Below are 22,490 nucleotides of genomic sequence, written 5' to 3' on the forward strand. Positions count from 1 at the left end.
CGGCACTGCCGAGTTGAAGTGGATTAAATCGCCTAGAAGCTGGCAGCAATACCAATTTGCCCCCAAATGCCAGGCATTTGATAACCGGGGCGATAGACATAGCGCTTGTCGAACAAGTTTTCCACGCTAACAAAGACTTCGCCTTTTTTGCCCAACCCGGCGACCGGATAGGCCAGCCGGGTATTAGCCACGGTAAAGGCTTCGACACGCTGGTTATTCACTTCGCCGACATTCCGGGCTCTGTTCAACGCCCAGGTTCTTGATTGATATTGCAGATCGAAGGAAAAACGCAGCGGGCCGATTGGGCCGTTGATGCCGGCGGTCACCGCTTGCTCCGGGGTGTAGGGCAAATTCGGGATGCTGGGGTTTAATAAGGTCAATCCCGCAAACAGACTCCAATCGGCGAATAACTCCTGCTTGACGGAGGCTTCTAAACCGCGCATCCAGTACGAGCCGTAATTGAGATAAGCACCCTGGGTTAAGTCGAACACGTAGCGGTTTTTGACATTATCGATGAAAAAACTCAAATCGATTTTTGTAGTTTTGAACGGCGAGGCTTTTAACCCCACTTCGGCATGATCGACATTCTCAGGCGACAAATTTTGCCAGCCGTTGGCTGAAAAATTCGGTAAAAAGCCGCCGGAAAACATATTTAACGGCACATTCGACAAGGCACCGGCGTTAGCCGCCACGTCAATGCCGGGATAGTTGACGCCGTTGGAGACGTTGCCGAACACGGTTAAATCTTCCGAGACAAATGACAAGCCGGCATGCGGCGAGGCTTTGGACTGGTAGTGGCTATGATCATAAAAACGGACGCCGACAGACGGCACCATTACCCAGTTTTTGCTCAACACCACGTCGTGATTCAAAGCTAGATAAGGACTGGTGAGCCTGAAAGTGGGTGTGGCGAATTGATACACTGGGTTGCCGGTTTGCGCACCCAGATTGGTCACTTTACCGTTCAGCCATTCGTTATCGATACCGGCCAGTAAGGTGCCGCCCTGCCACGGCGAAAACTGTTCCTTCCAGCGAAAACCGTCCATGCTGTATTGGCTGAGCAGGTTCGAACGGTTATCGGCAAAGCCGGTGAAATAAGTATTCTGGCTCAACCAGTTACCGTCGCCGCCGTTGTGGTACAGAGTAAATTTACCTTGCCAATCGCCGTGTTCGTGGCTAACGCTGGCGGCAACCATACCGGCAACCGTATCGTACTCGCCGATAGGCGGCGTGACACCGTATTGTCCGGGATCGCCGGCTTTGTTATCCGCGTACAGAAAAGTCACATCCGAACGCCATTGCCCATTGAGCTGATAACCGGCTTTACCCATTACGTTGCGCAACTCGCCATAGCCATTTTGGCGATGGCCATCCGATTTGGCATAGCCTTGCGCCAGCGAGAAATCGAAATCGCCGTACTTGCCCTGCACATCGGCTTGTTCGGTAATCGTCCCGAAAAAGCCGCCGGACAAACGGCCGCTACCGTGTAGACCGTCCTCGATCACAGTTTTGGTTTGCAGGTTGATCGAGCCGAAGTTATTGCCGTTGATATGTGGTTGCGGACCCTTGTACACCGTAATCGATTGCATGCCGTTGACGGGCAACAAATCCAGTAAGGGATGGTTCCAGGTGGCCATATACATAGGTATGTCGTCGATATAGGTTTTAATCTCGCTTCCCGGCCGGCCCGTGCCTTGACCGCGAATCGAAACCGCACCACCCTGGTCACCGCCGAACGCGCCGACCGGGTTATAGCGCGAGATTTGCACGCCGGGCGTTCTTTTCAGCACGGACGCCAGATCCAGCGCATTCTGATCGCGGATTTGCTCTTCTGTGACAACTGCGGACACGCCGGAGAACTCGTCCACATGGTTTTCTTCGATAATGGGGCTGGCGACTACCTCGGTGGAATCGAGTTCGTCAGTCTTTTCCTCTGCAATCACGGCAGCACTGGTTTGTAGTAGCACCAAGGAAACCAGCAAGGGCTTGGGTAAATTCAGTAGGGGCGGCAAGGCGTATTTCATGATAATTCCAGTCAACATTCGGCAAATATAAAACCCGATCCACCGAACATTTATCGATTAATGTTCAACTATGGAAAGCGTTTATTACAATGCTGATTTTAACGAATCACTCGTAGCCGCCTAAACTCCTTTCATATGCTAAAAGTAATATTTTTTATGCTATAAGTAGCAGCCGGTAATGTCTGGCGTTTCGATTATTTCATCCAAAAAACTCAGCAGCCTATTTAATAACTATTAATTAAGCCAAATAACACAGTTTAAATAAAATTTACCCGTTGCTAACCACACAGAGATTGCCATGACGAAAAAAACGGCGGGACGCTGGCGCATAAAAAACGAAGAATTGCATTCCCAACAGCAAGGTAACTGCCTGACTGAATATCTACCGAGTGATATGGGCAAGGGCCACTCAACTCTGTTTCCGCTCGATCAGGATCTGAACTATATCGAAACCCATTATCAGCCCAGTCAGGATTTAGCCATCCTGACCCGGATTGATCAACAGAACCCCCGTCTGGTTGTGACTTTGGGCATCCAAGGGCAATCGCGATTCGTCGATGCGCAAGGCCGCGAAATTACTTTTAATGAAGGCTATACGTCGATAAGCGCCTTTAGCTCCAGTATTGGCGAGCGCCAATATCAAGCCAATAATCCGATGGCTCAAGTGCGCTTTTCGATGAGCAAATCTTGGTTAAGTAGATATTTCGGCGAAAATACCGCAACGCGATTTTTTAATAAGAACGGCATTAATTTAATAAGCTATAAACCCATTTCGAACACGGCATTAATTGCCACGCGACAGCTATTAAATTGCGACCCGGATAACCCGGTAAAACATGTATTTATGCACGGCCAAGCCATGTCGATATTAGCCGCCGAAATGGGGCATTTATGGCAAGACGTTCAGAATATCTCGCCGGTATTTTCACAAAAAGACCAGGCCATAGCCCAAACCGCGCGCAGTATTCTGTTAAATGAATATAAAAACCCGCCGTCGGTTGCGGAATTATCAAAACGCGTCGGCACTAATCAATTTAAATTAAAGCAATTGTTTCATCACTTTTTTAATACTACGCCGTATGGCTTATTATTAGAGATTCGAATGAAAACCGCATATCAATTATTGGAATCCAGCCGTTGTCATATAGACGTTGCCGCCGCCCACGTCGGATACAATCACGCCAGCAATTTCAGCACCGCTTTTAGTAAATACTTCGGAATATCCCCCGGCAATATTGCCAAAAACCACACATCCAAACCTTAAGGGTTTACTATAGGCGCGGCGCCGACAAAATTCGTGTGTCGGTAAAGCCGGCAGGACTATGCGTATTTTGGATTCGCAGACCATTAGACCGAGCTGATACAGCCCGATTTTCAACCCATTCGCTCTTACCTCCCCAGCCAAGCACCAGTGCCAGCCGACACTAATCAGCCGAAATCCATTCAGACTCCCAACCCTATCTTGCCGCCGTCTAACAGCCGCCTCGGTCTAATCTATATGCTGGTCGCTTGCGTGTTGTTTTCGGTTATGAACGCCGGCGCATACGCTATCGGCCTATTCGACACCGGCTTGCCGCCCAGTATGATCAGCTTTATCCGCATTCTGGCCAATTTATTGATCCTGACAGTCCCGGCGTTGATCGGCGGCCGACTGCGCGGTCTGTTCGGCGATGCCCGCCCGTCGTTGTGGTTGCGCGGCTTGTTCGGTAGTACCGCCTTGATGCTGTCATTCGCCGCCATCGCCCGTATTGGTCCGGGCGAGAGCGCGTTTCTTACCGCCAGCAGCGGCGTGTTCGTGATGCTGTTAGGGCCACTGGTGCTGGGCCAAAAAAACTCGCTGCTGGTTTGGCTGGCGATTATTGGCTCATTCAGTGGGGTGTCCTTATTATTCGACCTGGAAAATAGCCACAACCTGTTCGGCCAAGCCATGGCCTTGCTGGCCGGCCTGCTGTCGGCCTTGGCCTATTTGATGGTGGCGCGCGCCGGGCGCAGCAATACGCCGCAAACGGTGATCTTCTATTTTTGTCTGGTCGGTCTGGTGTTACACGGTTTTTATTTTGCGCGCTTTGGCTATCGCCTGCCGGGCTCGCCGGAAAGCTGGGGCTTATTGCTCTTGGTGGGCCTGTCGGGCAGCGGCGCGCAACATTACATGACCAGGGCTTATCAAGCGGCGCCTGCGGCCTTGGTCAGTTCCATCGGTTATTTGGCCCCGGTATTAAGCCTGGCCTGGAGCGTCTTGCTGTTCGAACAAATTCCCGGCCAAACCGCTCTGCTCGGCACCGCGCTGATTTTAGTGTTTGGCGTGATGTTGCCGTTTCTACGTTAAGCCGAACCGGCTGCTTGCAACGCCTGACCATAGGCATGATGCAGTTGCTGCTGAATTGGCCGGCGCTTTCGAGACCAGATTTTAAACCGCAAGCTTGCAATAAGACGGAATCCAACTGCGAGCGATCATGTAGTCCGGCAATTCGTTAAAATCAAAGGCCTCGCCATGGGCGATCATTTGTTTGACATCGAACAGCTCGCCCACTTCCGGGATATCTTGATAAAACAGGGTGTAAAACGGCTTAACCAGATAGCGGGCAATCTTAATACCCAATGGCCCGATGAAATTACGCCTCTGGCCGACATGGGCGACTTCGTCGATGGTGATTTCGTCCAGCAAGGCTTTCAGACGATCCCGAACTTCCGGCTCGTCGGCCAATAACTCGTCGAATAACTGATACAGATGGCAATAGAAGCTGACACCCATTAACTCCGTGACGAAGGCCGGCGTATCCATCAATACCCCCGGCAACTTGGGAAATTGTTCGTAGATCATTTCCTTAAACGGGGTCAACGGTTCCCATACCACCCGCTCTAATCCGCAGGTCTTCAGCATTTCATCGAACAAACGCCAATGGCAAAATTCTTCGGCCAGATGCACTCGGGAAATTTTGTCTTCCACGCTATGCGAATTAGCCATATCCGGCACCACATCCCAGGCACCTTTAATACCCACCCACTCATGGCGCGCAAATTTATAAATACCGCAGAGTAACAAGGTCAGCTTGTCCAGGGATTTTGGATCGTCCACCATCTTCACATAATTGCGATAAAACGCTTCCGGGTCCGCCAAGGGCTTGTGCAAGCGCACCGGATTATTTTGAAAATACGCCAATCGTTCGCGTTTTTTAGCCAAATCCCGGTCTGCTTCCAGCAACTCACCACCATGTTGTTGGGTAAACAGCCAATAATCGGCAAAATTTTCCTGCCGTTGCGCGTCGCTGGCGGGCGTAAAAATAGAACGATATTTGGCCTGAGTCACAAAATATTTCCCAATCTGCGGATAAAGACGCAGATTCTAACGAATTAATGACTTAAGGGTGGATTTTAAAATTTTTCCGTCGAGGAAATCGTTTGATCGTCCGACTCCCGCTGCATTCCCAACCAATTCAACGCATCGTCGCGATTATTGAAAATCCGGTAAACCCAATCGGCATCCCTGGGCATTGACAACATAACTTGGGTGGTCAGTTGGCTGATGTGGCTATAGACCACAAATGCGGCCGCTTTAATACCGGGCAAGGTCCCAAGTGCGGTTTGCGAGGCAAAATCATAGTGGTAGGCGTTTACTTTGTGCACCAGCAGCAGATAGGGCCTCTGTAAATGCGCAACGATCCAAGCATGATATTCGTCGACACAAGCCAAGTTAAATTCCACACCCTCATCGACAACAAACTCCGCCAAGTCCTCATCCAGCTTGATGGCATTACAAAAACTTAATCTAAATCGCTCCATCGTCCCTCCCCGGCCCACTGGCGCGTCAACTCTGTGGACAGTATCGCACAACCAGGAAAAAGTCTAACGACAAAGTTATCGCCGCCAAGCTTTTTAGCGCCACCTTAACTGAAAAAACTAGACCGAGCCGACCGCCAAACGACCATCGACAATGCGCAATTGCCGCTTGGCTCTGCCGCCGATGTTTTGGTCGTGGGTGATGATGATCAAGGTCACGCCTTGCCGGTTCAGATTTTCCAATAACTCGATGATGTCCTGACCGGACTTGCTGTCCAGATTGCCGGTCGGCTCGTCTGCCAACAGGATACCGGGCTGCATGATCATCGCCCTGGCAATGGCTATGCGCTGCAACTGGCCGCCGGACAACTGATTAGGCTTATGCTCAGCCCTATCAAGTAAATTCACCGAGGCCAGCGCCTGTAACACCCGTTGCTGGCGTTGCTTGCTGCCGATCCCGGCCAGGATCATCGGCATCTCGATATTTTCTGCAGCGGTAAGCCGCGGGATCAAATGAAAAAACTGAAACACAAAGCCGATATTGTCCCGGCGAACCCGCGCCAATTCGTCATCGCTTTGCCGGGTGACATCGGTGCCGTTCAACAGATATTGGCCCGAAGTGGGCTGATCGAGTAGCGCGACTATGTTTAACAGCGTGGATTTGCCGGATCCCGATGGCCCCATCACCGATACATATTCGCCACGGCCTATAGTCAGGTCGATGCCGTTCAAGGCCTGCACAATTTGCTCGCCCACCTGAAACTCCCGGCGGATACCGCTGAGTTGAATCATGGCTTAACGCGCACCGTCACGCCGGCCGCCACGCCGTCCTTGCCAACCGACGTCACCACTTGATCGCCCGCCTTCAATCCCGACAACACCTCGGTGAAACTCCAATTGGACAGGCCGGGCTGGAAGCTTTGTTCATGCAGAACATTATCTTTGTCTATCAACAATACCCGCTGATTGTCCAAAATCGCCTCGGCCGGCAAACGCAACGTGCGGTCTTTTTGACTAAGTAACACTTCGATGTCGGCGCTATAGCCGGGTAACAGTTCCGCAAGATCTTTGGCATCGCGCAAAGTCACTTCCACTTCCACGGTGCGCGCCTGCTTTTCTTTTTCCAACACATAAGGCGCGACCCGGGTCACGATGCCGGAACACCGCTTATCCGGAAACGCATCCAGCGACACGCATGCACTCATGCCGATCTTGATGCTGGCCGCGTCCACTTCGTCGATAGGCGCGGAGACCGTCAAGCAGCTGACGTCCAGCAAATCGATAGGCGGCAAGGTCGGAATCCCCGGCGGCGATGGCGTAACGAACTCGCCCAACTCGGCGTTCACCTCAGCGACCGTACCGTCGAACGGCGCTTTCACCAAAGTGCGCTGCACAGCCGCCTCGGCGACGCCCAACTGCGCCTCAGCCACCTCAATGGCTTGCAGCGCGGCTTTGCAAGCGGCGCGCTGCGACCTGCTGCCGGTCACCGATTTATCCACCTGCTCGACGGACACTAAATTCTTGTGTTTTTGTAATTCCGTCATCCGCGCCGCTTCCCTCTCCGCGCCGCCAGCCAATTGGCAAGCCTGTTCGGCACTGGCCCGGCTGGCATTGATCTGGGCTTTCTGCAAAGCCACCTGGGCTTTCAAATCCTGATTCCACACTTCCAGCAACACCTGCCCTTGCTTGACCTTATCGCCTTCCTTAACACGCAACTCAGCCACCTGTCCGCCCGTCGCCGGCGCCAAATACGCCCGCCGACAGGCTTTCACCGTCCCCACCCGCGTATTCGCGACCGTCGCCCGCACCTCGCCTTCCGCCAAAGTATAAGCCTCCACCTCGACCGGCTGCGGGCGGCGGCTGTAGAAAAATAGTGCGGCGATGGCTATCAGCAAGGCGGCAACAATCAGAGTTTTGCTTTTCATGGAGCGAGTGTGCGAATAAGAGGCATGGTCGGTAGCCTACATCGACAGCCTTAGATTGCCAAGCGTTCAGCGGATTACGGGGCAGAATAATTGCGTAGCCAATATGAGTATCTGGCGAAAGCGCTGTCGCTTATTCCGGTGTAAATGACTAACATAGATATTTGCTTCGAATCATCCCTGGAGCCTGGGTTCCGGCAATCCATGCCGGAATGACGGCGTCAACGCAGCACCAGGAGCCTTGTAAGATATACAGCATTAACAACAATTCGAAAAACTTGCTGGTGGGAGGAGTTTTCTCCCGTATGCCGCGCCGAGTACCGAAGCTTTCGGCGGGAACAGCCCGCAGGGGCGACGCATGGATGCGGCGCGTTGACGAAGGGGCAGGAAGCCCCTTTCGTCAACCCCCGGCAAAAGCGAGGAACGCAGGATCGAAGCGGCATCCTGGAGGCCTTTCTTTTGGTGACTTTTCTTTGGCCAAGCAAAGAAAAGTCACTCGGTTGTCGGTCCGAGAACCGACATTAAATCCAGCCGTCGTGCCAGCGACAAAATAATTTGTAAGACTTCAAATCCGCCTGGGCACAAAAGCCGTGCCCACTCTACGAAACTAGCAATGCGTTCGAACGATAAATATACGAATCCTCAATAAAAACTCCATTTATTGTGTTTCTTGAAAATCTGATTCCCGCAATAACGTCCCCCGTTCCAACAGCAAAACTCAATAATTGAACAACTTGATTATCAGTATTAGTAACCCCAATATCATTAAGAGAGACAATATTATCTAAGTCTGTAGCCTGCTGGTTCGAAATAACTATTTTCTTGTAAAATTCTCTGGGGCCATAAGAACCAACAAGAGGCGATGCAAGAATTAATTTCCAAGTTTTTTCTTCAGAAAAAAATAGCCAGAATGCACTTTTTACATCTGCATTAGCCTCGTCGAGTTTTTTAAGCAATATAGAGCCAGCATCGATCATCTGCTGAGAAAGCGTTTCAGTTACCAATACTTCTTTAGCCATGCCAATATTCCCGAGGTTTCTTCTGTTACTGCTTTAAAAAGATCGTTTGCTTTAGTTTCTTCGATATTGCACTCGTACCGAGATGATTCCGACCAATCTTTCGCGACCGCCCAATTCAGATTGAAATCGTTATTCCTTTCTCTCTGCTCGGATAATTTCTGCTTAAGTCCGGCAACTCCAAGTAACTCAGTTAGGTTATGGGTATGGCTTTGATTGGCCAATTGCTTATTTGGAAAATCATATTGGCTTACCTGCTTCGCAATGCAGGCTTTGAGAGCACATTCAAGTGAATAACCTGTTAAATAATAGGCTCCTTGAAAACTCCTAGATTTTAGCAATATTTCAGCTTCTGTCAGCCTGATTTCGACTAGTTTTTCTAAATCTGATTTATTCATATTTTATATGCGTCTATTAAGGAGTCGCCTTATAAATATTTATTATCAAGCACATATGACTTGTGCTGCATAAATATTACAATTCACCCACAAACCTCCACCTCAAACACCGTCCCCTTAACCGCCACAACCTTCACCTTAGCCCCCAGCGGACTATCCTCCCCATGCACCTTCCAAAAGGTATCATCAACCTTAATCTTGCCCTGACCATTCTCGATAGGTGCAATTAGAAAAAAAGTGCGGCCTATGTACTGGGCGCCACGTTGATTCAATAAAGGATGATCGGTAACAGTCGCTGCCCGATTCCGGGCGTATTTACGCCAGGCCAACACGGACAACACCGCCAGCAAGGAAAACAACAGCAATTGCACGTTGAACGGTGTAGCAGGCACTAACAACACCACAGCGCCGACAATAAACGCCGACACCGCCAGCCACAGGAAAAAGAAGCCGGTGACAACGATTTCCAAGGCTAAAAAGCCGACCGCCAACACCCACCAGTACCAAAACACGATGTCTTGTTCCCACATAATCAGGCCTTTTTGTTTAACGCTTCTTTAGCCAACTCGCCGATGCCGCCCAAGGCGCCGATCACACTGGAGGCTTCCAGCGGCATGAAGATCAGCTTGCTGTTGTTGGCCGAAGCGACTTCTTTCAAGGATTCGATGTATTTTTGCGCGACGAAGTAATTGATGGCCTGTACGTCGCCTTTGGAGATGGCTTCGGACACCATCATCGTGGCGCGGGCTTCCGCTTCTGCCAAACGTTCGCGGGCTTCGGCGTCGCGAAACGCGGCTTCCTTACGGCCTTCCGCGTCCAGAATCGCGCCTTGTTTCAGACCTTCGGCCTTCAGGATTTCCGCTTGCCGCAAGCCTTCCGCTTCCAGGATCTGCGCGCGTTTTTCCCGCTCGGCTTTCATTTGTCTGGCCATGGAATCGACCAGGTCCTTGGGTGGGGCGATGTCTTTGATTTCGATACGAGTGACTTTAAGCCCCCACGGTGAGGTGGCTTCATCGACGACGGTCAACAGGCGGGCGTTGATTTCGTCGCGCCGCGATAGCAGTTCGTCCAGGTCCATGGAGCCCATGACGGTACGGATATTGGTCATCACCAGGTTGATAATGGCCATGTCCAGATAAGTAATCTCGTAAGCCGCTTTGGCGGCATCCATGATCTGGTAAAACACCACGCCATCGACCCGCACCATGGCATTGTCTTTGGTGATCACTTCCTGAGACGGTACGTCCAGCACTTGTTCCATCATGTTAAGCTTGCGACCGATGCGGTCAATGATCGGCATGATGATATTCAAGCCGGGCGTCAAAGTCGCGGTATATTTACCGAAGCGTTCGACGGTGTACTCCATGCCCTGCGGCACGGACTTGACGCTCATGAACACCATCAAAACCGCAAATACCAACAACATTATTGCGAATAAACCAAAGCCGCCCATAGCGCCTCCTAAATTGTGAAAATGAATTGTGTATTGCCAACGGTCACGCGGCTAATAATAATGTATGTCTCTTTAACTTGCTGGAAACAGGGTTCCGATTCATGAATACTTTGATCTACTACAGTTTTAACGTAATGATTTTGGCGGTGATTATCTTGATCGTCGGCCTGATCAAACCCAAGTGGATACTGCTGTGGATGGATAAACCCGGTCGCCTGCCCATCATGGCCATTGCCGGTGCGATATTTATGGCTGGCGCGGTGATGTTTGGCGAAGGCAATAAACAAAAACAACAGGAACAAGCCGCCGCCGCAGCCAAACAACCCGCGCAAAAGGCGGGTGAAGAAGTGCCGGATTTACATTAATCCGTTGGATCAAATGAATTCGCACGTCAAATTTCGCTTTTTTACTTCCCTCACCTCAACCCTCTCCCGGAGGGAGAGGGAGAACATGTGCCGAAATTTGAAGCGAGAAAGTTATAGTTAAACTCGAAAGCTCGCGACCAACTTTTTTAGAACCTGCAAATCGCTGGCTTCGGTATCTGATTGGTAGCGTAAGCGAATATAAATCGCGGTAATCCGCTCAATTGCTTCGGCCAAATCCGGGCGTAGCCCTTTGGCGCGCTCGGCGACGGTTTGGGGGCCATCGCCGACATCAACTTTAATACCAGCTTTACTCAGCTTGGCACAAAACTGCCGGTACGACATCAGCGCCGGGTCTTGGCGGCGCAGGTTGGGCCGCAACAAGCGCCAAGCCAATACCCCGCCGACACCGGCAACGCTAATCAACAGCCAATAACCGAGCTTGACGAAATTATCTATCCCCAGGCTTTGTAAAAACGCTCTCTGATTAACCGTGTCGTAATTGATGATCCAGCGCTGCCAGTTGTAATCGACGCTTTGCCAGAGTTGCCGGCCGCGTTGCAGCCAGGATAAGGTTTTTGCGTCGAGTTGGATCGCGCTGAAATTAACCGCGCCGCTGGCAATCTGTAGATCCACATTCACACCGCGCTCGATGCGTTCCGGGGCGATGGCAGCGGTCGGATCGAATCGTACCCAGCCGCGCCCTTCCAACCAGGCTTCCGCCCAAGCATGTGCGTCGGCTTGTCTTACCTCCAAAAAGCCGCCGACGTCGTTAATCTGTCCGCCTTGATAACCGCCCACCACCCGGGCCGGAATCTCCGCCACGCGCAGCAAATACACGAAGGCCGTGGCGTAATGGCTGCAAAACCCGGCGCGACGCTCGAACAAAAAGGTCTCGATAGGCTGATCCGGCATGGGATCAGGGCTCAAGGTGTAATGAAAATTTTCCTGGCGAAAATGTTGCAACAAATTGCCGATAAACATCTCCGGCCGGGCTGGCTGGCCTTGTAACTGCTTAACCAGCTCGACGACTCTGTCCGACGGTTTGCCGGGTAGTTGCAGATTTTCCCTGCGCTCGGTTTTGCTGATGCCGCCTGTGTTATAGACAGGCGAGGAGCTAAGCTGATACTCGGCCCGGTCACCGGGATTTTTGTTCGTGATTAGCTGATATAAACCGTTGCGCCGTAAGCCCGCGCCAAACTGCGTGGGCATCTCCAGCGCAAACACCCAATTCTGTTTTTGCGGCTCCATCATTAGCGTGTAATCGTAAGTCGCGCCAGTAAAAACCAGTTGATCCGGATTATTCTCCCGGCCCAACACCGGCGGTGCTCGCCAACTTACGCCATCGGTAGTGGCATAAACAGGTCCGCGCCAATAACGCTGGGCCGGCGGCGGCAGGTCGCCGGCGAATTTGACCCGAAATACCAGTTCCGGCGACAGACTTAATTCGGCAATCGAACCGGGCTCCAAGGTATTGCTCAGGCCACTCTTGGCGTGAGTATCATCGTCCAGCCAACTCCAGTGCGGCGCCTCCAGGCGCGGAAACAATACAAACAACACCAAGGCCAACGGCAGGCTTTGCAGAATAATCGCCGCCGACGTTTTTAAGGCCGCCAGGGTTCGCGGCGCCTGGCTGTTTTGCGTAATCAAGGTAGCCAGCAACACCCCGCACACCAGCAGGATATACAGCGCCATCAAGATACTTTCTTCGTACAAAAACTGCGTGACCGCCACGATGAACGCCAGATAAACGATCACATACACATCGCGCCTGCCGTGAATTTCCAGCAACTTCAAACCCAGCGCCACGACGAACAGACTGGTACCGGCATCGCGGCCGAATACGGAGTGCTGCTGACTGTATAACAAGCCTATTCCCAACAGCATCAATAAAAATACGCCAAACCGGTTTGGTAAATAGCGGGGCTGCCAAACGCTCAGCAAGCGCCAGAGCAACAGCAGCATAAAAAAACCGAACAATAGCGGCGGGATATGCCAGGCGTGCGGCAGCGTGATCAGCCCGATCGAACCCAGCATAAACAACATCAGTCGCCTGGACGGTAAAAACGGCATGCTCAAAATAGCGCCAGGGCTTGCAGACAGTTACGGTAATGCGCGGCGCCATTGTCCGGCGGCAGACGCAAGCCAGGCAGCACCAAGCCGTAACGCAAACCGGCCTGCTCGGCATCCACCAACCAGCGGCACAACTGACTGAGGCGTTCCTCGGTGTGATGCCCCGGTGCCTGTTGATAATCCAGCCACAATTCGCTGGAACTGGCGCCGCTGTAGTATTTACTGTGCACACCCTGGCCTTTGGCGAAGGCTTTCCAATGGATTTGCCGTATCGCGTCGCCGCGCTGATAGACTCTTACCCCATCAAACTCATCGCCGCTGCGGCGGTTTTGGCCAGGCTTATCCTGAGCGCCACCGCTTTCCGGAAACGGCAGTTGCTGGCTGGCCGGCTGGGGATATACCAGCAAAGGACTATCGAAACGTAAGGGCGCCCAGGCCCGAAATAAACCCAAGGGGTAGGTGCTGGAAAGGGTCAGCGTGCCCGGCAACTGCCAACCGCGCTGCCGGGTGGGTTGATACAGTGTGACGATTTGGGTTTGCTCGGCGGCTAAGCTGATAGACAACTCGGACTGCAAAGCCAGATCGACAGCAAAACGTGACTGCGAACCCGGATTGCTAATTTGGAAACTAAACGGCCCGGCTTGGCCGGCAAACACGGCTTGTGGGCGGGCGGGTTGAATGGTTAATCCAGCCAAGGCTTTGAAGCTGTGCAGGATGGTCACAAAAAAAATGCTGGCCAGTAAAAATCCCAGCAAATAAGCCAGATTGTTGTTGTAGACAAAGCCGATCAGCACCAGCAACAAAATCAACAACACAAAAGCCAGCCCGCGTTGCGTCGGCAAAATAAACACCCGCCGCTGCGTCAGCACAATCGGCCCGGCGGTCGGCGCCTCACCGCTAAAAAAACGCGACAGTTTAAGGCGCTGTTTTAAGGGTAAGGCCGCTTCGCTCAAAGTACCGGCACATGCTTGAGAATCGGTGCGACGATGGCCGCCGAATCGTTGGCACCCACGTTCAAACGATGCCCGGCCACCGCCGGCAATACCGCTTGCAAGTCTTCCGGCAGAACGGCCTGGCGCTTATCGATTAGTGCCCAAGCCTTGGCTGCGGCCAGCAAACCCAAGCCCGCGCGCGGCGACAGGCCGCTGGCAAAGTCGGTGGATTGGCGACTAAAAGCCAGAATGGCTTGCAGATAATCCAGCAAGGCCGGCGACACATACACCTGATCCGCAGCCTGTTGCAAGTCCGCCAATTGCTCGGGCAGTAACGCCACCGGCAATTCGTCAATCAATACATGCCGAGGTTGACCGCTTAGCAACTCCCGTTCGGCCTGGCGGCTGGGGTAGCCTAACTCGATACGCATCAAAAACCGGTCTACTTGCGATTCCGGCAACGGGAAAGTGCCGATTTGATGCGCCGGATTTTGCGTAGCGATGACGAAAAAAGGCTGCGGCAACGGATAGGTGCGACCCTCGACTGTGACTTGCCGCTCTTCCATCGCTTCCAATAAGGCACTTTGCGCCTTGGGCGTGGCGCGGTTGATTTCGTCGGCCAGGATCATCTGTTTGAAAATTGGCCCGGGATGGAAGCTAAATAACTGCTGATGGGCGTCGAATACCGAGGAACCGACGATGTCGGCCGGCAAAATATCGCTGGTGAATTGAATCCGCTGATATTCCAGGCCAAACAAGCGCGCCAGAGTGTGTGAGAGGGTGGTTTTGCCGACGCCGGGAATGTCCTCGATCAGCAAATGTCCCCTGGCTAACAGACAGCAAACCGCCAGGCGAATTTGTTGTTGTTTACCGAGAATGACTTGATTGGCAGCGGCGAGTAAACGATCAAGAGCAAGGTCCATTGTGCAAAAGGCAAGAAATGTCGATGACTCGAGTATAGATCAGCTTGGTTGCACCTGCTATCGGCTTCATTGTATAAACCAAGGATTGACTATCCGGCCGGCAGAAGCCGGTTACTAAACCATGCAGCCCTGCTGCGGAGAGTGCCATGAAAGACTATGCAGATGTACGCGACCAATTGTTGAACATGTTGGAAGACCTGGACGACAGACTGGGGAAAATCACCGAAGACGTCAGACACACCGATAAACCGCTGGCCCAAGATTTTTCCGAACAGGCGGTCGAAACCGAAAACGACGAGGTATTGGACGCACTGGGCAACGCCACGCGCGATGAAGTCGAAAAAATTAAACAAGCCATTTCCCGTATCGATGCCGGCACCTACGGCATTTGCCTGAGCTGCGGCGAACCCATTAAAAAAGAACGCTTGGCAGCGGTGCCCTATGCCAATCAATGCATTCGCTGCGCCGAAAAAAGCCAGCACCGCTAGGCCGATTTACCTCTCACCAGCATAAGGGTTGCTGCCATGGACGAATAAGCCGGCCGGTTTTGAATTGTGTACTATCCTTGCCGACGATCATTCCTTTTATTGCTGGGACATAAATCATGGATATCGCCGAACTCTTGACCTTTTCCGTCAAAAACAAAGCCTCCGACTTGCATCTTTCCGCCGGCCTGCCGCCGATGATCAGGGTGGACGGCGACATCCGCCGCATCAATATCCCCTCCTTAAACCACAAGGAAGTTCATGCGCTGATTTACGACATCATGAACGACAAACAGCGCCGCGATTACGAAGAGTTTCTGGAAACCGACTTTTCGTTCGCGCTGCCCGGCGTAGCCCGTTTCCGGGTGAATGCCTTCAATCAGGATAGAGGCGCCGGCGCGGTATTCCGGACCATCCCCTCTAAAGTATTAACCCTGGAAGACCTGGACGCCCCGAAGTTTTTCGCGGAACTGTGTACCAAACCGCGCGGCCTGATTCTAGTGACCGGGCCGACCGGTTCCGGAAAATCCACGACGCTGGCGGCGATGGTGAATCATATTAACTCCAACGACTACGCGCACATCCTGACGGTCGAAGATCCTATCGAGTTCGTGCACGAAAGCCAAAAATGCTTGATCAACCAGCGCGAAGTACATCGCGATACGCTGGGTTTTAACGAAGCCTTGCGCTCGGCCTTGCGGGAAGATCCGGACATTATCCTGGTGGGGGAGATGCGGGACTTGGAAACCATCCGTCTGGCCTTGACCGCCGCGGAAACCGGGCACTTGGTGTTCGGCACGCTGCATACCACCTCGGCCGCAAAAACCATAGACCGGATTATCGACGTGTTCCCCGCCGCCGAAAAAGACATGATACGGGCCATGCTTTCCGAATCCTTGCAGGCGGTTATTTCGCAAACCCTATTAAAAAAAGTCGGCGGCGGCCGGATTGCCGCGCACGAAATCATGGTCGGCACCCCGGCCATCCGCAACCTGATCCGCGAAGCCAAGGTGGCGCAAATGTATTCCGCGATCCAAACCGGCCGCAAAGACGGTATGCAAACACTGGATCAGAACCTGAAGGAATTGGTCGATAAAGGCCTGATTACCGCCAAAGGCGCTATGGTCAAGGCCGTCAACAAAGACATGTTCCGTTAATTTTAAGGAGGCGTCATGGACTTTAAAGCTCTATTGGCCCTGATGGTTGAAAAAAAAGCGTCGGACTTATTCATCACCGCTGGCCGGCCGCCGTCGATGAAGGTCAACGGCAAAGTCGTCGAAGTGTCCAAAACCATTTTGACCAGCGAACAGACCATGATGCTGGTCCTCAGCGTCATGTCGCAACGCCAACGCGACGAATTTGAAAACACCCACGAATGCCAGTTTGCCTTGAGCGTCCACGATTTGGGCCGGTTCCGGGTCAGCGCCTTTACCCAGCGCGACTCGGCCGGCATGGTGTTACGCCGCATCGAAACCACCATCCCCAGTGCTGAGGACTTGCACCTGCCGCCAGTGTTGAAAGAACTGATCATGTACAAACGCGGTTTGGTGATGTTCGTCGGCGCCACCGGTACCGGTAAATCCACCTCGCTGGCGGCGTTGATTCGGCATCGCAACGAGAACAGCAGCGGCCATATCATTTCCATCGAAGACCCAATCGAGTTTATCCATCCTCACAAGGGCTGCATCATCACACAGCGCGAAGTGGGCCTGGATACCGAGTCGTTTGAAGTGGCGCTAAAAAACACGCTGCGGCAAGCGCCGGATGTGATTCTGATCGGCGAGGTCAGAAGCCGGGACACCATGCAACACGCCATCACCTTCGCCGAAACCGGCCATTTGTGCGTCTGCACCTTGCACGCGAACAACGCCAACCAGGCGATAGACCGCATACTGCATTTTTTCCCGGAAGAAATGCATGGGCAGTTATTCATGGATTTATCGTTGAACCTGCGCGGCATTGTCGCTCAGCAATTGATTCAACGCGCCGACGGCAAGGGCCGCTACCCGGCTATCGAGATTCTGCTGAACACGCCCTTGGTGTCGGATATGGTCCGCAAGGGTGAAGTGCATAAATTAAAAGAACTGATGAAAAGCTCGCGCGAGCATGGCATGCAGACTTTCGACCAAGCGCTTTACGATCTGTATACCGCAGGTAAAATTGGTTACGATGACGCGTTGCATGCTGCCGACTCCCGTAACGAGGTACGCCTGATGATTAAACTGGGCGCCGAAAACGTCAATTTCGAAACCGCCGGCATGACCCTGGCCGAAAACGACGACGAGGGAGGCAGTCTTTTTAAATAAACCTGGATAAAGCTCGCTTGTATACTTTTAACACCCGTAAAGTTTCGCCACAAAACGCCGGTTCGGCACTGTTAATTGCATTGCTGGCGGGCTGCGCCTCGCAGCCGCCGGCCGGCGATAAGGCAAATAATCGCGTCCGCACTCCCACTCAACAAACCGCGCCCAACCAGTCGCGCCACGCTACGCCGGACTTGCGGCCGTTCGCCAGCGTCGGCAGCTACCACGCCACGGCAGTCAGCGGCGATTACGCCGGTTACCCCGCTTTAAACCAATTCATCGAACAGATGGTGCAGAAACACGGTTTCAACCGCGAGTATCTGCAAGGCCTATTCTCGCAAGCCAAACGCAAACAATGGACGCTGGATTATCTGGCCAAATCCGACCAGGGCATGAAAGGCAAGCCCAGCAAAGGCGGCTGGACCCGGTACCGCGCGCAATTTCTGGACGACAGACATATCAACGCCGGCATCAGCTTCTGGCAACAACATCACGCCACCCTGCAACGCGCTCACCAGCAATACGGCGTGCCGGCCGAATACATCCTCGGCATCATGGCGGTGGAAACCACCTTCGGCAGCTTCGTCGGCAACCATAGAATCATCGACGCGTTAACTACCTTGGGTTTTGACTATCAGCGGCGCGGCGAATACTTCCGTAGCGAACTGGAAAACTTTCTGGTGATGAGCCGCAGCGAGGGCCTGGACCCCGGCAAACCGGTCGGCTCGTTCGCCGGCGCGATGGGCCTGGGCCAATTCATGCCCAGCAGCTTTCTGCAGTGGGCGGTGGACTTTAACGGCGACGGCCGCCGCGACCTGTGGAACCCGGAAGATGTGATCGGCAGCGTGGCCAATTATTTCGCACAACACGGCTGGCAAGCCGGCAAACCCATCGTTTCGGCCACGCGCGGCAGTTTCAGCGGCATCGACAGTTTGGAGCCCGGCGCGGACCATGCTTATCCTTTGGATACCTTAGTTAAAGCGGGTGTAGAACCGGCTGACTCCTGTGCTTGCGATTATCCGTTGCGGCTGTTGCTGCTCAGGCATCAAAGTAAAGACGAGTATTTATTGGGGCACCCCAATTTTTACGCGATTACGCGCTACAACCAGAGCACGCATTATGCGATGGCGGTGCATGAGTTGGCGTTGGCGATTAAGAGGGGGTATCAGAGGGTAGCGGGGTCGCGTGATATTGCTGGGTAATGTTGTGTCGCTGACGCGACGGGTTATTTGTAAGTCGGGTCTCGGCCCGACAGCCGAGATACTTTCTTTTGCTCCGCCAAAAGAAAGTATCCAAAGAAAAGGCGGCCCGGATGCCGCTTATTCCCTGCGCTCCTCGCTTTTGAACGGGGTTGCCAAAAGGGGCTTCCTGCCCCTTCGGCAACGCGATGCATCCATGCATCGCCCCTAACGGGCTAATCCGTTCAAAAGCTCCGGTGCTCGGCGCGGCATACGGGAGGAAACCCTTCCCATAATTGGAATACGTGGGTCCACTAGTAATGCATCATCTGTCATATCTGATTCCGCCAAGCTTCATCCAGCCTACTTGCTATTTGATAACACCATGTTGAACCCTTAAATGTTTACTCAGATTCTTAGGATTCAAACTAGCATTGCATTGAGGACATTTTTGTAATTCTGCACCTTGTTTTTTCTCATGATCGTAAATTTTGAAGAGGTATGCTGGCTCATCAATTGGCCATATCTCACCGTATTTTCTATCGTAAATGCACAACTTTCCGAATAGAAAACCAGCGTTATTTTTAACTCTAAATCCTTTGGTTCCTGCTTTGCCAGTTTCAAGCACTAGGTCTGTATATTTTTTCAAATTATCAACATAAGTAGCCTTGATAATGCCTAGTATTATTTCCGTGCTTTTCGAATTGTGAAGGGTTTTTTCTGAGATATTGTAATCAACAAATAAGTTATGCTTAGAGTATAGTTTGCTGGAATTATCAAAGCACCCATGTTTGTACCAAGGTGGGCATAACGGAGGCTCGAGCCAAACACTGCCACCATTGTGCCGAATAAAAAAGACTTCGTCTCCGCATTCTGGGCAATTTGTGGAAAAGCATGTATTTTCATGATCAATGTTAGATCCTGAGTAGTCATTGACTTTAGAGTTAGTAGAATCAACACAACTACCATCCGAATGAATGGGTATGCATTTCCCATCTTTGTAACGGAAATCAATTGGCTTTCCACACCTGCTGCATATACTCATCTGGTTTCTGTTTAATTGGCAAGCAAATCAGTTTGTTGGCTAAGTTGACTTAGTCGTAGCCACACCTCAAACGCATTTTTATCATTACCACACAACGAGAGGGAATGATAAAAAGCCCGTTAGATATTACACTCTAAAAAAGCTAACCCTAGTTTTTCAGTTTGGCTTATTTGTCAATTTTTCTAATATTTGAACCAGGTACTTTCGCAGATTCATGAAAACCCATTCTGGCATTTTTACCTCTCAATTTATTTAAGTCCTCAACTTCGTTTATATTAGTACAATTCTTCTTATGTTCGAAATATTTTCCAATAAGTTTGTTTCGTGCACGCCTAGATATAGTTCCTAAAATTTTATTATATTTCTCAGGTGGTATTTCTCCGTACAATCTCCTCAAAACCTGGATAATTAAATTATCCTCGAAAACTCTTATTCTTCCACCTTTTTCATTTTTCATAACTCCCCTCATTTTTAATGATTTTATTTTAATTCTTCAATCCAATAATTCCCAATTGATAGGGAGCGAAGACTTTAGCAGCTTGGCGAAAAGCTCATTTTCGAAGCGAATGAAACCTTTATTTAGCATTACAAAGTTTGTATTCCCACTAAATATAGTCCTCTTCCAGCTAAATTTCATCTCGTTCCCACGCGCCGCGTGGGAATGCAAACCAGCCGCGCCGCGGTCAGCTAAAACCAATCCCGATAAACCGGCAACAATCCTTCTTGCTCCGCGTAATTCCGGGCACTCGAATAGCGCCAATGCTCCGGTAAATCGACATAACCACGTTTGACCGGATTCAGGTGGATATAATCCAGTTTCTGCCGCAAGACCTCGGGGTTATCGATCACCTGCGGGTGACTACCTTCTTCCCACAACTGGTAATCCCGATCAGTTTTATGCGCTTTGCGGAACCAGTTCAATTGCTTTAACAAGCGCTCGGCATTAATGGCTTGCAGATAGTCGATCAACTGGCGTGCGGTGTAAGACTTGAAGTGAGCCAATTGATTGGGTAAATCATCAGCTTGTACCAGCAAGTGCAAATGGTTTTCCAGAATGACATAGCCGTAGATTCGCCAATTGTGCTGTTGTTGGCGGTATAGCAAGGCATCCAGCACGATTTGCACGGTAGCCGGACGGGTGAATAACGGTATCCAGTTCAGTACGGTGCAGGTTATGAAATGCGGATGTTGGGATTGGAGAATGCGGTAACGGCTACGACCCATGGGCTTGACCTCGTTTGATAGCTTGGTCGTATGTTACCGCTGGCGCGGCAAGTCTGCATTCCCACGCGGCGCGTGGGAATGAGGAAAAGGCTAAACGACCTTCAAACCAGGGGACGGCTTTCTCCCGTATGCCGCGCCGAGCACCGGAGCTTTTGAACGGATTAGCCCGTTAGGGGCGATGCAGGGATGCGGCGCGTTGCCGAAGGGGCAGGAAGCCCCTTTCGGCTACCCCGTTCAAAAGCGAGGAGCGCAGGGAATAAGCGGCATTCGGGCCGCCTTTTCTTTGGATACTTTCTTTTGGCGGAGCACAAATTCGCCTGGAGCGAATTTGAACAGCCGATAGGCTGGCCCGAAAGGCGAAAACCAGGGATGGTTTTCGTAACGAAAGTATCGCGGTTGTCGGTCCGCGAACCGACATTAAAACCAACCGTCGCGCCAGCGACACAAAAACAAAGTCAGAACTAACTTAGTCAGAAGCCCCAAAGTCCAACAACTCAAACTCCTCCCCCTCCCGAGCCAAACCAACCCAAACATCACTCTCACCAGCCTGCAACAGCGATTCAAAAACCGCCTCCAAATCAGCATCACTCCGCGTCGGCTCATGATGCGTCAAAAACAATCTTTTAGCCCCGGCCTGTGCCGCGAAATTCATCGCCGAACGATACGTGCCATGCCCCCAACCATGCCGGTTGGCGTATTCGGCGTCGGTATAGGAGCTGTCCATGATCAAGGCATCGACACCGGCCATCGCCGCAATCACTTCCTCGTGTTTTTGCTCGATCAGTTCCTGCATGGCCGGGTAGCCCGGATGGTCCGGCTGATAAGGGTTGAGTTGCGGTTCGTAATCGCCGGTAAAAAACAGGGAACTGCCGTCGACGTCGTCGAGGCGATAGCCAAAGTTATATACCGGGTGATTCAGCACCGTCGGTGTCACCCGCACGCTGCCTACGGTAATAGATGCTCCGGCTTTCAGCGTGAAGTAGCGCACCTCGGCTTTTAGCTGTGCTTCGCTGATCGGAAAATAGCTGTGTTGCAGCTGCACATGCATGGCCCGCTCTATGCCTTGATGAGTCAAAGGCTCCAGGCCGCCGTAGATATTGATGATATTGCCGGCCTTGAACATCGGCAGGAAAAACGGCAAGCCTTGGATATGGTCCCAATGGGTATGGGTAATCAGGATGTGCGCGGTCAGCGGGTGTTTTTGCAAGCTCTGAGCCAGCGCGTGGATACCGGTGCCGGCATCCAGAATGATTAAATCGCCGGCACTGCTGGTCACTTCGATGCAGGTAGTGTTGCCGCCATATTTAACAGTGCTTGGCCCCGGCGTGGCGATCGAGCCGCGCACGCCCCAGAACTTGAACTTCATACGCTAACA

The 22,490-nt window shown here is 52.0% G+C and carries 23 protein-coding genes; 7 read left to right on the top strand and 16 right to left on the bottom strand.

Annotated features, from left to right (window positions below):
* Positions 1 to 32: 32 nt before the first annotated feature.
* The gene (locus NP589_RS02345; protein WP_256605506.1) at positions 33 to 2,024 is read right to left on the bottom strand and encodes a TonB-dependent receptor; all 1,992 of its coding nucleotides are present in this window, start codon (positions 2,022 to 2,024) and stop codon (positions 33 to 35) included.
* A 298-nt stretch (positions 2,025 to 2,322) separates the two neighbouring features.
* On the opposite strand from NP589_RS02345, the gene NP589_RS02350 reads away from it, so the two are divergent.
* Positions 2,323 to 3,288, top strand: coding sequence for a helix-turn-helix domain-containing protein (locus tag NP589_RS02350; RefSeq protein WP_256605507.1), 966 nt, complete (start codon positions 2,323 to 2,325; stop codon positions 3,286 to 3,288).
* Positions 3,289 to 3,435: 147 nt separating this feature from the next.
* A complete protein-coding gene (locus tag NP589_RS02355; protein WP_256605508.1) occupies positions 3,436 to 4,350 on the top strand; it encodes a DMT family transporter in 915 nt (304 codons plus the stop codon).
* An 81-nt stretch (positions 4,351 to 4,431) separates the two neighbouring features.
* On the opposite strand, the gene NP589_RS02360 is transcribed toward NP589_RS02355, so the two are convergent.
* From NP589_RS02360 to NP589_RS02395, 8 genes are all read right to left on the bottom strand, one after another.
* Positions 4,432 to 5,331 carry a hypothetical protein gene (locus NP589_RS02360; protein WP_256605509.1) on the bottom strand — a complete coding sequence of 300 codons (900 nt, stop codon included), beginning with the start codon at positions 5,329 to 5,331 and terminating at the stop codon, positions 4,432 to 4,434.
* 65 nt (positions 5,332 to 5,396) lie between these two features.
* Positions 5,397 to 5,804, bottom strand: a complete 408-nt coding sequence (locus tag NP589_RS02365) for a hypothetical protein (protein ID WP_256605510.1) — start codon at positions 5,802 to 5,804, stop codon at positions 5,397 to 5,399.
* A 117-nt stretch (positions 5,805 to 5,921) separates the two neighbouring features.
* The gene (locus NP589_RS02370; protein WP_256605511.1) at positions 5,922 to 6,593 is read right to left on the bottom strand and encodes an ABC transporter ATP-binding protein; all 672 of its coding nucleotides are present in this window, start codon (positions 6,591 to 6,593) and stop codon (positions 5,922 to 5,924) included.
* Complete coding sequence (locus NP589_RS02375; protein WP_256605512.1) at positions 6,590 to 7,726, bottom strand: efflux RND transporter periplasmic adaptor subunit; 1,137 nt, start codon at positions 7,724 to 7,726, stop codon at positions 6,590 to 6,592. Before NP589_RS02375 ends, NP589_RS02370 begins: the two co-directional genes overlap by 4 nt.
* 596 nt (positions 7,727 to 8,322) lie before the next feature.
* Positions 8,323 to 8,742: a hypothetical protein gene (locus NP589_RS02380; RefSeq protein WP_256605513.1), complete on the bottom strand. Its 420-nt coding sequence runs from the start codon at positions 8,740 to 8,742 to the stop codon at positions 8,323 to 8,325.
* Positions 8,721 to 9,137: a DNA-binding protein gene (locus tag NP589_RS02385; RefSeq protein ID WP_256605514.1), complete on the bottom strand. Its 417-nt coding sequence runs from the start codon at positions 9,135 to 9,137 to the stop codon at positions 8,721 to 8,723. Before NP589_RS02385 ends, NP589_RS02380 begins: the two co-directional genes overlap by 22 nt.
* An 83-nt stretch (positions 9,138 to 9,220) precedes the next feature.
* The gene (locus tag NP589_RS02390) at positions 9,221 to 9,667 is read right to left on the bottom strand and encodes an NfeD family protein (RefSeq protein WP_256605515.1); all 447 of its coding nucleotides are present in this window, start codon (positions 9,665 to 9,667) and stop codon (positions 9,221 to 9,223) included.
* Positions 9,668 to 9,669: 2 nt separating this feature from the next.
* A complete protein-coding gene (locus NP589_RS02395; RefSeq protein ID WP_020483887.1) occupies positions 9,670 to 10,590 on the bottom strand; it encodes an SPFH domain-containing protein in 921 nt (306 codons plus the stop codon).
* A gap of 101 nt (positions 10,591 to 10,691) precedes the next feature.
* Between NP589_RS02395 and NP589_RS02400 the strand changes: the two genes are divergently transcribed.
* A complete protein-coding gene (locus tag NP589_RS02400; RefSeq protein WP_064008795.1) occupies positions 10,692 to 10,955 on the top strand; it encodes a hypothetical protein in 264 nt (87 codons plus the stop codon).
* 117 nt (positions 10,956 to 11,072) lie between these two features.
* Here the strand turns inward: NP589_RS02400 and NP589_RS02405 are convergent, their stop codons facing one another.
* The 3 genes from NP589_RS02405 to NP589_RS02415 are packed head-to-tail and all read right to left on the bottom strand — an operon-like array spanning position 11,073 to position 14,880.
* On the bottom strand, positions 11,073 to 12,989 hold the full coding sequence (locus NP589_RS02405) for a transglutaminase TgpA family protein (RefSeq protein WP_256605516.1): 1,917 nt from the start codon (positions 12,987 to 12,989) through the stop codon (positions 11,073 to 11,075).
* Between the two features lie 38 nt (positions 12,990 to 13,027).
* Positions 13,028 to 13,978, bottom strand: coding sequence for a DUF58 domain-containing protein (locus NP589_RS02410; RefSeq protein WP_256605517.1), 951 nt, complete (start codon positions 13,976 to 13,978; stop codon positions 13,028 to 13,030).
* Positions 13,975 to 14,880: an AAA family ATPase gene (locus NP589_RS02415; RefSeq protein ID WP_256605518.1), complete on the bottom strand. Its 906-nt coding sequence runs from the start codon at positions 14,878 to 14,880 to the stop codon at positions 13,975 to 13,977. Before NP589_RS02415 ends, NP589_RS02410 begins: the two co-directional genes overlap by 4 nt.
* Positions 14,881 to 15,026: 146 nt before the next feature.
* Between NP589_RS02415 and NP589_RS02420 the strand changes: the two genes are divergently transcribed.
* From NP589_RS02420 to mltB, 4 genes are all read left to right on the top strand, one after another.
* Positions 15,027 to 15,368 (top strand): TraR/DksA family transcriptional regulator, encoded by a 342-nt coding sequence (locus NP589_RS02420; protein WP_020483882.1) that lies wholly within the window; start codon positions 15,027 to 15,029, stop codon positions 15,366 to 15,368.
* Between the two features lie 116 nt (positions 15,369 to 15,484).
* The gene (locus NP589_RS02425; protein WP_020483881.1) at positions 15,485 to 16,522 is read left to right on the top strand and encodes a type IV pilus twitching motility protein PilT; all 1,038 of its coding nucleotides are present in this window, start codon (positions 15,485 to 15,487) and stop codon (positions 16,520 to 16,522) included.
* A 15-nt stretch (positions 16,523 to 16,537) separates the two neighbouring features.
* Complete coding sequence (locus tag NP589_RS02430; RefSeq protein ID WP_256605519.1) at positions 16,538 to 17,671, top strand: PilT/PilU family type 4a pilus ATPase; 1,134 nt, start codon at positions 16,538 to 16,540, stop codon at positions 17,669 to 17,671.
* 17 nt (positions 17,672 to 17,688) lie between these two features.
* The gene (gene mltB / locus NP589_RS02435) at positions 17,689 to 18,870 is read left to right on the top strand and encodes a lytic murein transglycosylase B (protein WP_256605520.1); all 1,182 of its coding nucleotides are present in this window, start codon (positions 17,689 to 17,691) and stop codon (positions 18,868 to 18,870) included.
* A gap of 346 nt (positions 18,871 to 19,216) precedes the next feature.
* Here the strand turns inward: mltB and NP589_RS02440 are convergent, their stop codons facing one another.
* The 4 genes from NP589_RS02440 to NP589_RS02455 form a co-directional block, all read right to left on the bottom strand.
* Complete coding sequence (locus NP589_RS02440) at positions 19,217 to 19,891, bottom strand: hypothetical protein (protein ID WP_256605521.1); 675 nt, start codon at positions 19,889 to 19,891, stop codon at positions 19,217 to 19,219.
* Between the two features lie 166 nt (positions 19,892 to 20,057).
* Entirely contained in the window at positions 20,058 to 20,348 is a 291-nt protein-coding gene (locus tag NP589_RS02445) for a hypothetical protein (RefSeq protein WP_256605522.1), read from the bottom strand.
* A 230-nt stretch (positions 20,349 to 20,578) separates the two neighbouring features.
* Complete coding sequence (locus NP589_RS02450; protein ID WP_256605523.1) at positions 20,579 to 21,115, bottom strand: REP-associated tyrosine transposase; 537 nt, start codon at positions 21,113 to 21,115, stop codon at positions 20,579 to 20,581.
* Positions 21,116 to 21,581: 466 nt separating this feature from the next.
* Positions 21,582 to 22,481, bottom strand: a complete 900-nt coding sequence (locus NP589_RS02455; protein ID WP_256605524.1) for an MBL fold metallo-hydrolase — start codon at positions 22,479 to 22,481, stop codon at positions 21,582 to 21,584.
* Between the last annotated feature and the right edge of the window lie 9 nt (positions 22,482 to 22,490).

The organism is Methylomonas rosea (assembly GCF_024505055.1).
In the GTDB taxonomy this organism is placed as follows: Bacteria; Pseudomonadota; Gammaproteobacteria; order Methylococcales; family Methylomonadaceae; genus Methylomonas; species Methylomonas rosea.